Source organism: Brevibacillus fortis (assembly GCF_046196545.1).
In the GTDB taxonomy this organism is placed as follows: domain Bacteria; phylum Bacillota; class Bacilli; order Brevibacillales; family Brevibacillaceae; genus Brevibacillus; species Brevibacillus fortis_A.
The window spans coordinates 2584236-2599782 of the sequence record NZ_CP176370.1; the positions used below are offsets into that span (position 1 = coordinate 2584236).

Genomic DNA, 15547 nt, shown 5'->3' on the forward strand with positions numbered 1-15547 from the left:
AATCAGGTCAGACGTCTGACGACTTGATTATGGAACTCGAATGACTGGTAAACAGGAGGCGTTAAGATGCAGTATTCACGAGTTTTTTTGATCGTCATGGACAGCGTAGGGATTGGCGAACAACCTGATGCGCCTAAGTTCAATGATGCAGGAGCGAACACCTTAGGTCATATTGCGGAACGTGTTGCAGGATTTTCATTGCCCAACTTACAAAAATTAGGTTTGGGAAATATAGCACCACTCCAAAACGTTGCGCCAGTAGCCACTCCTATGGCCCATTATGGAAAAATGCAGGAAATCTCCATGGGGAAAGATACGACGACTGGTCATTGGGAAATCATGGGTCTGCATGTATCTACTCCGTTTAACACCTATCCAGATGGATTTCCACAAGAGCTGATCTCGGAATTTGAGCAACGTATTGGCCGCAAGGTGCTCGGGAACAAGGTCGCTTCTGGGACAGACATTCTCGACGAGCTTGGCGAAGAGCATATGAATACGGGGGCAGTGATTGTCTACACATCTGCAGACAGTGTATTCCAGGTGGCAGCGCACGAAGAGGTTGTTCCGCTTGAAGAGCTGTACCATATTTGTGAGGTAGCTCGTGAGTTGACGCTTCGTGATGAATTCGCCGTTACTCGTGTCATTGCGCGTCCATTTGTTGGACAGCCAGGCAATTTTAGCCGTACAGCAAATCGTCACGATTATTCCGTGAAGCCATTTTCTCCGACAGTCATGAATCGTCTGCAAGATGCTGGCCTTGCTTCGATTGCAATTGGCAAAATCGGCGACATCTACGCAGAAGAGGGCGTTACCCAATCTATCCGTACTAAAGATAACATGGACGGTGTGGATCAAATTCTGGGCACGATGAAACAATCGTTTACGGGTCTTTCTTTTGTCAATCTCGTGGACTTCGATGCGAAGTTCGGTCATCGCCGCGATCCAGAAGGGTATGGTCAGGCTTTGATGGAGTTCGATGCTCGTATTCCAGAACTTTTGGAAGCGCTACAAGAAAATGATTTGCTGGTAATCACAGCAGACCATGGTAACGATCCTGTACATCATGGCAGCGACCATACGAGAGAATACGTTCCGTTGCTTGTCTATCACAAGGGTATTCAAGCTGGGGCACATTTGGGCATCCGTGAGACATTTGCAGACTTGGGTGCGACCATCGCAGACAATTTTGGGGTAACTGCTCCAGTGATTGGGAAGAGCTTCCTTAATCATTTATAAAGGTTAAGTAAAAATAAACATTTATATAATAGAAGAAACACAAAAAAGGAGAGAGTTGAAAATGGCAAATTTCCATGATGCAGTAGCATATATCGAACCGAAACTAACAGAAAAACCGACCATTGGTCTCGTACTCGGATCAGGACTGGGTGTTTTGGCAGATGAAATCGAAAATCCGGTGATCATTCCTTATCATGAAATCCCTGGCTTCACTATGTCCACCGTTGTCGGCCATAAAGGACAACTTGTGATTGGCAAGCTGCAAGGTAAGCAAGTCGTTGCGATGCAAGGACGTTTCCACTTTTATGAGGGACATGGTCTGGATGCCGTTGTTTTCCCAATCCGTGTCATGAAGCTGCTCGGCGTAGAAACCATTATCGTGACCAATGCGGCCGGAGGAATTAACGAAGGCTACAATCCAGGCGACCTGATGCTGATTTCCGATCACATCAACATGACGTTCCGCAATCCATTGATCGGGGCAAACGATGAACAATTGGGAGCACGTTTCCCAGATATGTCTGAGGCTTATTCCAAACAGCTCCGCAAGCTGGCTCACGAAGTTGCGTCCGAGCAAGGAATCCAGCTCCGTGAAGGTGTATACGCAGGTCTGTTAGGTCCTACCTATGAAACTCCTGCAGAAATCCGTATGCTTCGTTTGTTGGGTGGGGATGCTGTAGGGATGTCCACTGTACCAGAAGTAATCGTGGCACGACACATGGGTGTGAAAGTGCTCGGTATTTCATGCATTAGCAACATGGCAGCAGGTATTTTGGAACAACCTCTGTCCCATGATGAAGTAATGGAAACAACAGAAAAGGTAAAATCGCAATTCCTGGCTCTGGTAAACGGTATCGTAGCCAAAATGTAAGTAACGGATTCGGAGGGATTAACAATGCGTATGGTCGATATGATCGCCAAAAAACGTGATGGCGGAGAACTGACAACAGAAGAGATTCAATTTCTGGTGACAGGCTATACAGATGGAAGCATTCCTGACTACCAAATGTCCGCATGGGCAATGGCAGTCTTTTTCCGTGGCATGACTGCGAGAGAGACAGGGGATCTAACTTTGGCAATGGCAGGGTCAGGCGAACAGCTTGACCTGTCTTCCCTGCAAGGAATCAAGGTAGACAAGCACAGTACAGGCGGAGTAGGTGACAAGACTACTCTTGTTGTTGCACCATTGGTTGCGGCAGCAGGTATTCCTGTGGCAAAAATGTCTGGAAGAGGTCTTGGATACTCAGGAGGCACCATTGACAAGCTGGAGTCCTTCGCAGGTTTCGAAGTAGAACGCACACGCGAGCAATTTTTGCAGCAGGTGCGTGATATTGGCGTGTCCGTAATCGGGCAGTCTGGCAACCTGACACCTGCCGACAAGAAGCTGTATGCTCTGCGTGACGTGACAGCTACTGTAGAGGCTGTGCCGTTGATTGCTAGCTCCATTATGTCCAAGAAGATTGCAGCTGGGGCAGATGCCATCCTGCTTGACGTAAAAGTAGGGAAGGGCGCTTTCATGAAAAGCATTGAAGAGGCAGAAACATTAGCAAATGCGATGGTTGCAATCGGCAGCCAAGTAGGACGTAAAACAGTGGCGGTCATCAGCGATATGAACCAGCCGCTTGGCTTTGCTGTGGGCAATGCACTGGAAGTGAAAGAAGCGGTGGAGACACTTGCAGGTAAAGGTCCTCGCGATTTGACCGAGCTGGTATTGGCTATCGGTTCCCGCATGCTTGTTATGGGTGGGCTTGTTACTAATGTGGAAGAAGGCCGTAAGAAGCTCGAAGAACTGATGGCTTCAGGAAAAGCAGTGGATAAACTGGCGGAAATGGTAGAGGCTCAAGGCGGCAATAAGCAGGACGTCTATGATTTGGCTCGTCTGCCGCAAGCAAAGATCATGCATACCGTTACAGCCGAACAGGACGGCTTTGTAAGCGCGATTGATGCGGAAGCGATCGGTCATGCTTCTGTTGTCTTGGGTGCTGGCAGATTGACAAAAGAAATGGCAATTGACTTGGCAGTAGGTCTTGTTCTGCACAAAAAACGCGGGGATCAGGTGAAGGCTGGAGAAGTTTTGGTCACCATCCATGCCAACGAAGACCATCTTTTGCAAAATGCGTTGAAAGAAATGGAAGGTGCCTTCCAAATTTCGACGGCAATCGACGGAGAACAACCGTTGATTTATAAAATTATCGAAGCATAGAACATCTGGATATTAGTTGATCAATCAAATAAAACAAGGCGTGCACAGCACATGAGCACGCCTTGTTTTATGAGTAAAAATACAGTTTCTCGAAAAAATATTGTTGATTAAATCTAGTTTTTCATATTCAATAGTAAGATATAAGTCGTTTTTTATTATATAAAAAATATTTTACTGTTCGGATTGACTTTATAAAGTTTTATAATTCTACTTGTCAAATTTCGTTGACACCGCTATCATTTCCGATTACTTTTATTGTATTAGACTGTTTGTAAAAGATTATTGCGAAATTCGTAAAAAAATGATGGAGGTTCCCAGAAAATCGTATTTATGAAAAAGCTGGACCATGTCGACAGACAGATTCTGCAAATCCTCCATGAAGATGGGCGTATCCCATATACAGAAATCGCCCATCAACTAGGCGTGAGCGAAGGAACAATTCGATCGCGCATCACTCGTCTTTTGCAAGACGGAGTCTTCCAATTCGTAATACAACCCGATCCAGAGAAATTAGGATTACATGTGCAGGCTATCATCGGGTTAACCACAAAGCTAGGCTTGCAGAAAGAAGTGGCAGAAAAATTAAGCAAATTTTCTGCAGTACGCTTTGTAGGCGCTTATAGCGGTAAGCACGACTTGATTATTCAAGCGTGTTTCCATAGTAATGATGAGCTGATCACCTTTGTCAATGAACGACTCTCTCAAATTGAAGGAATTGCAGCTGCGGACGTTTCACTGGAACTGAAGCAGTACAAAGACACCTTCTCTTTCGTTCAAGACGACGAGGTGACCCTGCAATGAAAGGGGTTGATGCCTTCCAGCCGAAGTCAAGCAGCTTCGTGTAGTTTTCATTTTTTTTCGTCCTTTATTTTCAGAAAAAAGACAAAAAAGAAAAACGTACTGGGGGTTATTGCGTTGAAAAAGAATGTGTTTGCACTTGTGAGCTCGATTGCTGTATTAGGAACCGCCCTGGCAGGGTGCGGAGGAGGTCAACCAGCTGCCGCTCCACCGGCAGGAGGAACACCTGCGACGCCAGCACCTTCACAGCCTGCAACACCAGCTGCTGAGAAGAAGCCACAAGTTTTAAAGATGAACCTGCACTCCGAGCCACCGACAACTGATCCAGGGCTCGCAGAGGACACGACTTCAGGCGCGATTATCTTGGCAACCTTTGATGGCTTGACCCGCATTGGTACCGACGATAAGCCACATGAAGCTGCCGCTGAGAGCTATAAAGTCTCTGATGATAAGCTCACTTACACATTTAAAATCAGAGAAGCGAAATGGAGCAACGGTGACCCTGTGACAGCACATGACTTTGAATATGCTTGGAAGCGTGCTCTCGATCCAAAAACAGCTTCCAACTACGCATATCAGCTGTACTACGTGAAGAATGGTGAAAAAGCAAACAAGGGCGAAGCAAAGCTTGATGAAGTAGGCGTGAAGGCACTTGACGATAAGACGTTGGAAGTAAAGCTGGAGAATCCGACCCCATACTTCCTGGAATTGCTCGCATTCCGTACCTACTTCCCAATTAACAAAAAAGTACTTGATGCAAATCCGAAGTGGGCAGCCGAAGCAAGTTCGCACGTCGGTAACGGACCTTTCAAAATCGAATCTTGGGAGCACAAGAGCAAGATGGTGCTCGTGAAAAACGAAAATTACTGGGATAAAGACAATGTAAAGCTCGACAAAATCGAATTCTCCATGGTAGAAGACGAAAATACAGAGCTCTCCATGTTCGAAAATGGCGAAATCGACTGGGCTGGCGCACCTATGAGTGCTTTGCCAACAGATGCGATTCCAGCATTGAAAGAGCAAGGCAAGATTCAAACCAATCCAATCGCTGGTACGTACTGGTACAAGTTCAATACCGAAAAGCCGCCATTTAATAACATTAAAGTAAGAAAAGCATTTGCTTACTCGATCGATCGCCAAGCCTTGATCGACAACATTCTCCAAACGGGTCAAATCCCGGCAACAGGCGCTGTTCCTCCATCCATGGTGCTGAATCCAAATGGCTATTTCAAAGACAAAGATTTAGAAAATGCGAAAAAGCTTTTGGAAGAGGGACTGAAAGAGGTTGGTATGAGCAAGCTGCCACCGATTACCTTGTCCTACAACACATCTGAGGCTCACAAGAAGATTGCTGAGGCCATCCAAGACCAATGGAAGAAAAATCTCGGTGTAGATGTAAAACTCGAGAACAAAGAATGGAAAGTTTACCTGGAAGATATGCATGAGGGTAACTTCCAGATTGGACGGATGGGCTGGCTGGGTGACTTCAATGACCCAATCAACTTCCTGGAGCTCTACAAGGATAAAATGGGTGGCAACAACGATACGCGTTGGGAAAATGCAAAATATAAAGAGTTGTTGAACCAATCCGCTCAGGAATCTGACCTCGAGAAACGTAAGAAAATTTTGGCAGATGCAGAACAAATCCTGATGGATGAAATGCCAATCATGCCAATTTACTTCTACACACAATCTTGGGTACAGAAGCCAGAAGTGAAAGGCGTTCACCAAACTGGCCTGGGTGACGTGGATTGGAAAGGCGCATACATCGAGTAATTTCATAACGAAGGAAACGGGATTTGCGGCAGAGGGTATATGGTTGCGCATATACCCTCTGCTATGCAAGCCCTTCCCATAAATACCAGCTGGTATGATTGCCAGCAAGGAAAAAATAGAGAGAGAAGCTTTACTGCAAGAGATCTAAGGGTTATTTACACAGCCGATTTTTACACTGTGTCGGCAGCGTTCCGCAGTGTAAACATGGGACGTGAAAGCAATCAAAAATCTACCAAGGGGGTAAGTTAGTTGATCCGTTATCTCGGTAAGCGCATCATTTTTATGCTCATCTCGCTCTTCTTAATTGTAACGGCCACCTTCTTCATCATGAAAGCAGTACCAGGTGGTCCATTTACATCCGAGAAGCAGGTCCCGCCGGAAATTAAGGCAGCACTAGAGGCAAAGTACAAGCTGAACCTGCCGTTGCACGAACAATACTTTGAATATTTGAAAGGTGTTGTAACGTGGGAACTCGGTCCGTCGTTTACGGAGAAATCTTCAACTGTTAATGACATGATTAATCGTGGTTTCCCAGTTTCTGCTCACTTGGGAGCACAAGCTTTATTGCTCGCTATCTTTGGTGGGATTACGCTAGGGGTTATCGCAGCGCTAAACCATAATAAATGGCAAGACTATTCAGCGATGGTCATCGCCGTTTTGGGATTATCGGTACCAAGCTTTATTTTGGCGTCCTTTTACCAATACATTTTCGCTATTAATTTGGGCTGGTTTCCAATCGCGAAATGGGAAGGATTTGACTACACCATCCTTCCATCATTGGCACTCGCCGCATCACCGATGGCATTTATCGCGCGTTTGACGCGTTCCAATATGATTGAAGTTATGGGGCAAGATTACATCAAGACAGCAAAAGCAAAAGGGTTGCATACTTTTACCATTACTGTAAAACACGCAATCCGTAATGCGCTCTTGCCAGTTGTTACTTACCTGGGTCCACTGATTGCCGGTATTTTGACAGGTGCATTCGTTATTGAACGTATTTTCGGTGTTCCTGGTCTTGGTCGCGAATTCGTTTTGTCCATTACCAACCGCGACTATACGGTAATCATGGGTACGACCGTGTTCTACTCCATGATCCTAGTTGTGATGATTCTGATTGTTGACATCGCATACACCTTGGTAGACCCACGGATCAAACTTTCGGACGCAGGAAAGGAGTAATGACACGTGCAAAACTTGACTAAAGAACATTTCGAGCCAATTTCCGTTGACCTTCGTCAAGCGGAATCAATCAAGCGCCCAAGTCTCTCTTTCTGGTCTGACGTTTGGCGTCGTATGAAAATGAATAAAGTCGCAATGATTTCTATGATCTTCATTGCTTTGTTGATCGTATGTGCCATTGTGGTTCCATGGCTAACTCCCCAAGATTATTTTACGACGGATCTGGCTGGCAAGAACAAAAAGCCGTCTGCTGAACATTGGTTTGGAACAGATGACCTAGGTCGTGACGTATTTGAGCGTATTTGGTACGGAGCACGTATCTCACTGCAAGTAGGTCTTGCCGCAGCGTTCATTGACCTGATCATTGGTGTGATCTGGGGCGGTATCGCCGGTTTCTATGGTGGAAGAGTAGATGAAATGATGATGCGTTTCGCAGATATCTTGTTTGCGATTCCTTACCTGCTGGTTGTAATTTTGTTGATGGTTGTTTTAGAGCCTGGTGTTGGAACGATAATTCTTGCCTTGACGATAACGGGATGGATCGGTATGGCCCGGATTGTGCGTGGTCAGATCCTTCAATTGAAAAACCAAGAGTTTGTACTGGCAGCGCGCTCCCTTGGTGCTGACGCCAACCGTCTGATCTTCAAACACTTGATTCCTAATGCTTTGGGTCCAATCATCGTAACGTTGAGCTTGACTGTACCTTCCGCGATTTTCGCAGAATCTTTCTTGTCCTTTATCGGATTAGGTGTTTCGGCACCGATTGCATCGTGGGGTACGATGTCCAATGAGGGCTTGCCGGCCATGAAGTACTATCCATGGCGGTTGACATTCCCGGCAATCTTTATTTCCGTGACCATCTTGGCATTTAACTTGTTCGGTGACGGTCTGCGCGATGCAGTAGACCCACGCCTGCGTAAATAGGAGGGAACGTCGTTATGGAACGCATTCTTGATGTAAAAGACCTGCATGTATCCTTCCATACGTATGCAGGTGAAGTAAAAGCAGTCCGCGGTGTGAATTTTCACGTCAACCGTGGAGAGGCTGTAGCGATTGTAGGGGAGTCCGGTTGCGGTAAATCCGTAACCGCTCAAACCCTCATGAAGCTGATTCCAATGCCTCCAGGTGAAATTAAACAAGGGCAAATTCTCTTCAATGGCGAGGATATCGTCAAGAAGTCGAAAAAACAAATGGAATCGATCCGCGGTAAAGATATCGGGATGATCTTCCAAGATCCAATGACTTCCTTGAACCCGACAATGACCATCGGTAGCCAAATTACCGAGGGCTTGATCAAACACCAAAACATGTCGAAAGCTGCAGCACGTGATCGTGCCATTGAGCTGTTGACCATGGTTGGTATTCCGCAACCTGAGAAACGTGTGGAGCAATATCCACACGAGTTCTCTGGCGGTATGCGTCAACGTGCGATGATCGCGATCGCCCTCGCCTGTTCACCGAAGCTGTTGATCGCGGATGAACCGACGACAGCTTTGGACGTAACGATTCAGGCGCAAATTTTGGACCTGATGAAAGAATTGCAAAAGAAAACGGGCACTTCCATTATCTTGATCACACATGACCTTGGTGTTGTTGCTGAGATGTGTGAACGCGTAATTGTTATGTACGCAGGAAAAGTGATCGAGACTGGAACTGTTGACGATATTTTCTACAATCCGCAACACCCTTATACCAAAGGCTTGCTTCGCTCGGTACCACGTCTTGACTTGAACCGTGACGAGCCACTGACACCGATTTTCGGTACACCGCCAGACCTTCTGCGTCCGCCAGCTGGCTGTGGATTCACTGCGCGTTGCGAATCTGCGATGCGCGTGTGCCAAGAGATCGATCCTGAGCTGAACGACATCAGCACCACTCAGCGAGCAGCTTGTTGGCTTCAGCATCCGCTTGCTCAGAACCGTGCGTAGAAGGAGGGATATCAGTGGATAAACGTGAAAATTTGATTGAAGTACGTAATCTGAAAAAGTTCTTTTCGATTGGCGATAATACTCTGAAAGCTGTGAATGATATCTCGTTTGAGATCAAACGTGGAGAAACATTGGGCGTAGTAGGAGAGTCAGGCTGTGGAAAGTCCACTGCCGGTCGTACCATCTTGAGACTGTATGATGCGACTGAAGGGGACGTCCTGTTTGAAGGCAAGAGCATCATGAATTTGAACCAGCAGGAAATGAAGGCGATGCGCCGCAACATGCAAATGATTTTCCAAGACCCTTACGCATCCTTGAATCCTCGTATGACAGTCGGGGATATCATTGGCGAGGCGCTGGATATTCATGGCTTGGCGACTGGTCAAAAGCGCAAAGAGCGCATCCAGGAGCTCCTTTCCTTGGTGAGCTTGAATCCTGAACATATGAACCGCTTCCCACACGAGTTTTCAGGTGGTCAGCGCCAACGTATCGGAATTGCCCGTGCATTGGCAGTAGAGCCAAAATTCATCGTGTGTGACGAGCCGATCTCTGCTTTGGACGTATCCGTACAAGCACAGGTTGTAAACTTGCTCGAACAGCTGCAAGAAAAAATGGGCTTGACCTACATGTTCATTGCTCATGACTTGTCCATGGTAAAATACATTTCCGACCGTGTAGCGGTTATGTACCTGGGTAAAATGGTTGAGCTGGCAGAAAGTGATGCTTTGTATGAAAAGCCGCTCCATCCTTATACGCAAGCGCTGTTGTCTGCGATTCCGATTCCAGACCCAGAAATTGAGCGTAACCGTGAGCGCATTGTATTGCAAGGCGATGTACCTAGCCCTATGAATCCACCAAGCGGTTGTCATTTCCGTACGCGTTGCCCGAAAGCGATGCCGGAATGTGCTGCATCCGTACCTGTATGGAAAGAAGTAGAGCCAGGACATTTCGCAGCCTGTCATTTGTATAACTAAATCAACTACAAATAACGAGTTCCGAGGCTACTCGTGCAGCCCGGAACTCGTTTCCCTTCATAAGGGAGGTTTTACCTCTGAAAAAAATGGGTATTGTTACCCAGAGGAAGTTTTTTTCAGGGGTATTTTTTCGGGGTTCTTGCACTGGAAAATTGTAGCAGTGATAAAGGGGGCAAGTAGCATGAGTAAATTTTTGTCGCCACGATGGAAAAAGAAGGAGGGAATTTCGAATCTCATAAAAAAAGTAAACCTGACTAGCCAAGTAGCAACGGACAAGCTAAAAGGCTCTCTTGCTACAAAGATGATTGTGTTTGGTCTAATTCTTGTACTTATTATTATCGGTTCTTTGCAATACATAGCCCTTTCCTTCTCGAAATCAACGTTGTTTAGCATTACCTCTAACCAGGCGAAAATGCTGGCTGACCAGCATGCGAATAGCATGGAAGATGACTTGAAAGCGATTGTAAACTCCACAAAATCGGCGGCAACCAAACGTGTGATGATGACAGAGCTGCAGCCGCTTATCATGGAGCAGTTTACTCTATTGCGCCAGGCACATAAAGAAGTATCCAGAATCTATTTGATCGACACGGCTACTGGGAAATCCCTGTATTCCTTGACCGGGACAAATGAGATTGACTTCAAGCAAAAGCAATACTTCCAAAGAGCACTAACTACGAAATCCTTGGTCATTTCTGATGAAGAAATTGTTGAAGGCAGCAACAAGAGTTTTCTTTATATTGCGACACCCATAGGGGAAAAGGCTGATGATACGAGCCGGTTGTTCGTTGTTGGCTTTACGATTGACCAAATGATTCAAAAGATTCCTGAGATCTCTTTCATGGAGAATGGCTACGCATTTGTTGTTCGACAAGATGGTTTGGTTGTGGCTCATCAAAATCCGAATAACAACAACAAGCTCGTGCTGGCTGGTGACAAAGATTACGAAGAGATGCTTGCCCTGATGAAGCATGAGACAAGCAACAGCTTATTGTACTCGGATCATGGAATTGATTCATTTGCAGCTTTTGCACCAATCCCGATGTTGAAATGGAATGTGGTTTTGTCCACTGGAACCGACGAGGTGTATGGTGAAGTAGACGGAATGTGGCTGTACTTCGTGCTCTTCAGCCTGCCAATCATCGGACTCTCGGTTTGGGCGATCTGGTGGTTTGCGAAGCGGATTCGCCTGTCTCTGTACGCGATAGCAAGGGATATGGATCAAATCGGCGCCGGACATTTTAATATCAACGTTAAAGTAAACGGCAATGACGAGCTGGCTATGGTTGGCAGCAAAATGAATGACATGGCGGCTGAACTGCGCAAGCTGATTGCCCTTGTACAGGGACAAGCTACACAATTGAACGTAGCGACAGATGAGCTGACTCTCTTTGCGCAAGAAAACAAAGGAGCCATCAACGTCATTACGGATAATATTTCAACGATTGCCCAACGCGTTTCTACCCAGACGAATGAAGTGCAAGCAACGGCCAATACCGTCTCGGAAATATCGGAAGGCGTTGAACAGGTGGCTGTGGCTGCGGAATCTACATCGGTTGCCACGACCCGTACGTTTGAGAGAGCGCAAGGCGGAATGGAGTTAGTGGAAAACGTAATCAATACAGTAAGACGTGCCACTGGCGAGGTAGAACGTACTGCTGGGCAAATGCACAGTCTTCGTGAGCGGGCTCGTGAAATTACGAGCATCGTCGAAATGATTACGAGTATTGCATCGCAAACGAATTTGTTGGCGCTGAATGCAGCTATTGAGGCTGCCCGTGCTGGAGATGCTGGACGAGGCTTCTCGGTTGTAGCCAGCGAGGTTCGTAAGCTCGCAGAGGAAAGCAGCTCCTTCTCTGAACGTATCGCTGCCATTGCCCATTCGATCAATGATGAAGCAATGGATATGAGCGAGCATATGGACGAGATTGTTACCATGGTGAGTGGAGGCTTGCAGTCTGTAGAGTCTGTGGGTACTGCTTTCCAAAATATCGTGGCAGAGATTCAATCGGCAGCAGAGCAGAGCGAATCGATGACAGCGACATCGGAAGAGATGGCGGCGGGTAATCAGGTTGTGACGAACTCCATGCAGCGTCTCGCCACCATGTCGGATGAAATTAGTGAATCCATCTCAGGTGTGGTAGAGACAGTGGATGAACAATTGAATTCGATTGCACGCATTAATGAAAACGTAGAGCAATTGAAAAAAATGGCGGATGAGCTAACTCAAAATGTGAGCCGATTCGTCATTTAAGAAAGGGTCCCTTCTGCTAGTAGCGGAAGGGATTTTTTCGTGAAACCGGACGTGCTTTCGAGAAGATAATCTTGCCGTTTTGTGTGAATATTTTCCTTTCATGATGGTGAGAATAAAACCATGAATGGAGGGAAGAGACTGCTATGAAACGGAATGGATACCTCGCTCTATGCTTCGTTATGTGCTTTACCATCTTTTCTCCGATGGCTATTGCCAAAGAAAAGGCTGGACAGCAAAAGGGTGACAATCATTTTGCCCCACAAGCTTCATCCGCAGTGATGATTGAAGCGGATACGGGAACAGTCTTGTATGAAAAGAACGCCAATGAAAAAATGCCACCCGCCAGTATCACCAAAGTAATGACCATGCTTTTGATCATGGAAGCGGTGGAGCGGGGAGAGCTTAAGTTTACCGATAAGGTACGAACAAGTGAAAGAGCAGCATCGATGGGCGGGTCGCAAATTTTTCTACAACCCGGTGAAGAAATGACAGTAGAGGACATGGTGAAAGGGATTGCGATTGCTTCTGGGAATGATGCCTCTGTAGCGATGGCTGAGCACTTGGCTGGGACAGAAGAGAGTTTTGTCGAGCGAATGAATGAACGCGCACAGCAGCTCGGCATGAAAAATACGCATTTTGTCAACTCCAATGGACTTCCTGCCGCGAATCACTACTCTTCGGCAGCAGATATTGCGATCATGTCACGTGAGCTCTTAAAACACGAAGGTATCACGAAGTTCACCGGTACGTACCAAGACTATTTGCGGAAAGATACCGAGAGCCCCTTCTGGCTTGTGAATACGAACAAGCTGGTCCGTTTTTATGAAGGGGTGGACGGTTTGAAAACAGGGTACACAGGCGAAGCGAAATACTGTTTAACAGCGACTGCCAAACGCAACAACATGCGTGTCATTGCAGTCGTCATGGGTGAGCCTGATGTGAAAACGCGCAACAACGAAGTATCGACCATGTTCAATTACGCATTCACGCACTTTCAGGTGATGCCGATGTACAAAAAGGGAGAAGCAGTTCGCACACTCGTTGTGGATAAAGGTCAGAAATCGCAAATCAATGCGGTGACACCACATGCAGTTAGTTTGTTGATGAAAAAAGGAGAAACGGCCGATACCTTCCAGAAGGAAATTGTCATCAATGAGGCGGTTCACGCACCGATAGCAAAGGACCAAGTAATCGGGCACATTTTCATCCGCACGAAAGATGGCAAGGAAGTAAACCGAATCGATCTGTTTCCCGAAGATCAGGTAGATAAAGCCAACATGTGGGAGATTCTCAAGCGAACCACCAAGAGCGTTTTGATTAGCTACTGACAGACAGCATGAGCGCGAAAAGAATCGAGTTGCCCCGAATGGAATGGCGCGGCTGCTCGATTTTTTTGTTCTTTTGTCGGCTGGCAGGAATTGGTTTCGTCGAGGAAGAAAGAGAGTTTCTATCAAGGGAGAAGGAGTGTGTCAGCTATGAGTTTACGAGTTGCGATGGAGACACGGCAGGACGTGCTAGTGATCCGTTTGCAGGGGGAGCTGGATCATCATACGGCAGAGGAGCTGCGCAAAAAGGCAGATGATCTTTTGCGTACCTCTACTATACGCCATATTGTCCTGAGTCTGGCTGATTTGACGTTTATGGACAGCTCTGGTATCGGGGTTATTCTGGGAAGATACAAGCAGATTTCTGCCCGATCTGGAGAAATGTACGTCTGCTCGATCAATCCTACGATCTATCGAATATTTGAGATGTCCGGGTTATTCAAGGTGATCAAGTTTCGCGAAAACGAAGCAGATGCTTTGCATGTTCTGGGGGTGGCGTAATGATGGTACAGCGTAACTTTATGTCAGTGTCGTTTGCAGCATTGAGCCAAAATGAAGCATTCGCACGTGTAGCAGTTGCAGCCTTCATTTCCCAACTCGATATTACGATGGACGAGCTGGAAGAAATCAAAACCGTTATATCCGAGGCTGTTACGAATGCCATTATTCATGGTTATGACGAAAACCCAGAGGGTGTGGTACAGATCTCTGTGCGAATTCAAGAGGACAGCATTGATTTGATTGTGGAAGACAATGGACGAGGAATTGAGGATGTGGAGCAGGCCATGCAGCCACTCTATACGACGAAACCGGAGCTTGAGCGCTCTGGAATGGGCTTTACGATTATGGAGAATTTCATGGATTCTTTGGAAGTGGCAACAGTTGTGGGTAAAGGAACAACTGTGCGCCTCACCAAACGCCTAGCGTTTGCCAAAGCCTTGCAAAATTAGGGGTAGTGCCTATGGGTGCCGATATCAAAAACGCGAGTCAACCATTTCTGACCAATGACCAAGTGAAAGAGCTAATCGCCAAAAGCCAAGCTGGAGACACTGAGGCACGAGAGCTTTTAGTCAACAGCAATATTCGACTGGTCTGGTCCGTCGTCCAGCGCTTTATCAACCGTGGATACGAAGCGGATGATTTGTTTCAGATCGGTTGTATTGGCCTTTTGAAAGCCATAGACAAGTTTGATCTCTCCTATGATGTTCGATTCTCAACCTATGCTGTACCGATGATTATTGGAGAAATTCAACGCTTCTTACGCGATGACGGTACAGTCAAGGTAAGTCGATCACTCAAAGAAACAGCCAATAAGGTACGACGAACAAAGGATGAGCTGTACAAGCAATTCGGTCGCGCACCCACGATTGCTGAGGTTGCGGACGCGGTGGGGATTACGCCAGAAGAAGTCGTGTTTGCGCAAGAAGCGAATCGGGCACCTTCTTCCATCCATGAAACGGTTTTTGAAAATGACGGGGACCCCATTACTTTGATCGATCAGATTGCGGATGAAGGGGTCAACAAATGGTTTGAAAAAATTGCACTCAAGGATGCGATCAGTCGATTGACCGAGCGGGAACAACTCATTGTCTACCTACGCTACTACAAGGATCAGACGCAGTCGGAAGTAGCGGAGAGGCTGGGAATCTCGCAAGTACAGGTATCGCGCCTTGAGAAGCGCATTTTGCAAACGATCAAAGACCAAATTGAGCATTAACAGATGCAAACACTCCGGTCACTATGTGGCTGGGGTGTTTTGTTTTGTGTAAAACCTCTCGATGTTTTTCAGTAAACAAAATGTGACCGTGTGCGGTCGGCAAATAAACGATCATTTCCGTTTATTTGCATGGGTTTTGTGGCTCGGCACA

The 15547-nt window shown here is 46.6% G+C and carries 14 protein-coding genes; all 14 read left to right on the forward strand.

The window, feature by feature from the left end:
* Positions 1 to 66: 66 nt before the first annotated feature.
* The 14 genes from deoB to sigF all read left to right on the forward strand — a co-directional run bounded on the left by deoB (position 67) and on the right by sigF (position 15396).
* Complete coding sequence (gene deoB / locus ACKKE8_RS13415; protein ID WP_409178572.1) at positions 67 to 1239, forward strand: phosphopentomutase; 1173 nt, start codon at positions 67 to 69, stop codon at positions 1237 to 1239.
* A 61-nt stretch (positions 1240 to 1300) separates the two neighbouring features.
* Positions 1301 to 2110: a purine-nucleoside phosphorylase gene (locus ACKKE8_RS13420; RefSeq protein ID WP_409178573.1), complete on the forward strand. Its 810-nt coding sequence runs from the start codon at positions 1301 to 1303 to the stop codon at positions 2108 to 2110.
* Positions 2111 to 2134: 24 nt separating this feature from the next.
* Positions 2135 to 3442, forward strand: coding sequence for a pyrimidine-nucleoside phosphorylase (locus tag ACKKE8_RS13425; protein ID WP_409178574.1), 1308 nt, complete (start codon positions 2135 to 2137; stop codon positions 3440 to 3442).
* 330 nt (positions 3443 to 3772) lie between these two features.
* Positions 3773 to 4243, forward strand: coding sequence for an Lrp/AsnC family transcriptional regulator (locus ACKKE8_RS13430; protein ID WP_012686077.1), 471 nt, complete (start codon positions 3773 to 3775; stop codon positions 4241 to 4243).
* Between the two features lie 114 nt (positions 4244 to 4357).
* The gene (locus ACKKE8_RS13435) at positions 4358 to 6016 is read left to right on the forward strand and encodes an ABC transporter substrate-binding protein (RefSeq protein ID WP_409178575.1); all 1659 of its coding nucleotides are present in this window, start codon (positions 4358 to 4360) and stop codon (positions 6014 to 6016) included.
* Positions 6017 to 6265: 249 nt separating this feature from the next.
* Positions 6266 to 7198, forward strand: a complete 933-nt coding sequence (locus tag ACKKE8_RS13440; protein WP_409178576.1) for an ABC transporter permease — start codon at positions 6266 to 6268, stop codon at positions 7196 to 7198.
* Between the two features lie 6 nt (positions 7199 to 7204).
* On the forward strand, positions 7205 to 8122 hold the full coding sequence (locus ACKKE8_RS13445) for an ABC transporter permease (RefSeq protein ID WP_409178577.1): 918 nt from the start codon (positions 7205 to 7207) through the stop codon (positions 8120 to 8122).
* Positions 8123 to 8136: 14 nt separating this feature from the next.
* Positions 8137 to 9126: an ABC transporter ATP-binding protein gene (locus tag ACKKE8_RS13450; protein ID WP_409178578.1), complete on the forward strand. Its 990-nt coding sequence runs from the start codon at positions 8137 to 8139 to the stop codon at positions 9124 to 9126.
* Between the two features lie 14 nt (positions 9127 to 9140).
* Positions 9141 to 10100 (forward strand): ABC transporter ATP-binding protein, encoded by a 960-nt coding sequence (locus ACKKE8_RS13455; protein ID WP_007720691.1) that lies wholly within the window; start codon positions 9141 to 9143, stop codon positions 10098 to 10100.
* 181 nt (positions 10101 to 10281) lie between these two features.
* Positions 10282 to 12354, forward strand: a complete 2073-nt coding sequence (locus ACKKE8_RS13460) for a methyl-accepting chemotaxis protein (protein ID WP_409178579.1) — start codon at positions 10282 to 10284, stop codon at positions 12352 to 12354.
* A gap of 143 nt (positions 12355 to 12497) precedes the next feature.
* Positions 12498 to 13682, forward strand: coding sequence for a D-alanyl-D-alanine carboxypeptidase family protein (locus ACKKE8_RS13465; protein ID WP_409178580.1), 1185 nt, complete (start codon positions 12498 to 12500; stop codon positions 13680 to 13682).
* A 147-nt stretch (positions 13683 to 13829) separates the two neighbouring features.
* Positions 13830 to 14180, forward strand: a complete 351-nt coding sequence (spoIIAA, locus tag ACKKE8_RS13470; protein ID WP_007724108.1) for an anti-sigma F factor antagonist — start codon at positions 13830 to 13832, stop codon at positions 14178 to 14180.
* Positions 14180 to 14629 (forward strand): anti-sigma F factor, encoded by a 450-nt coding sequence (gene spoIIAB / locus ACKKE8_RS13475; RefSeq protein WP_007724107.1) that lies wholly within the window; start codon positions 14180 to 14182, stop codon positions 14627 to 14629. Before spoIIAA ends, spoIIAB begins: the two co-directional genes overlap by 1 nt.
* A gap of 11 nt (positions 14630 to 14640) precedes the next feature.
* Positions 14641 to 15396, forward strand: a complete 756-nt coding sequence (gene sigF / locus ACKKE8_RS13480) for an RNA polymerase sporulation sigma factor SigF (protein ID WP_409178581.1) — start codon at positions 14641 to 14643, stop codon at positions 15394 to 15396.
* The last annotated feature ends 151 nt before the right edge of the window (positions 15397 to 15547 follow it).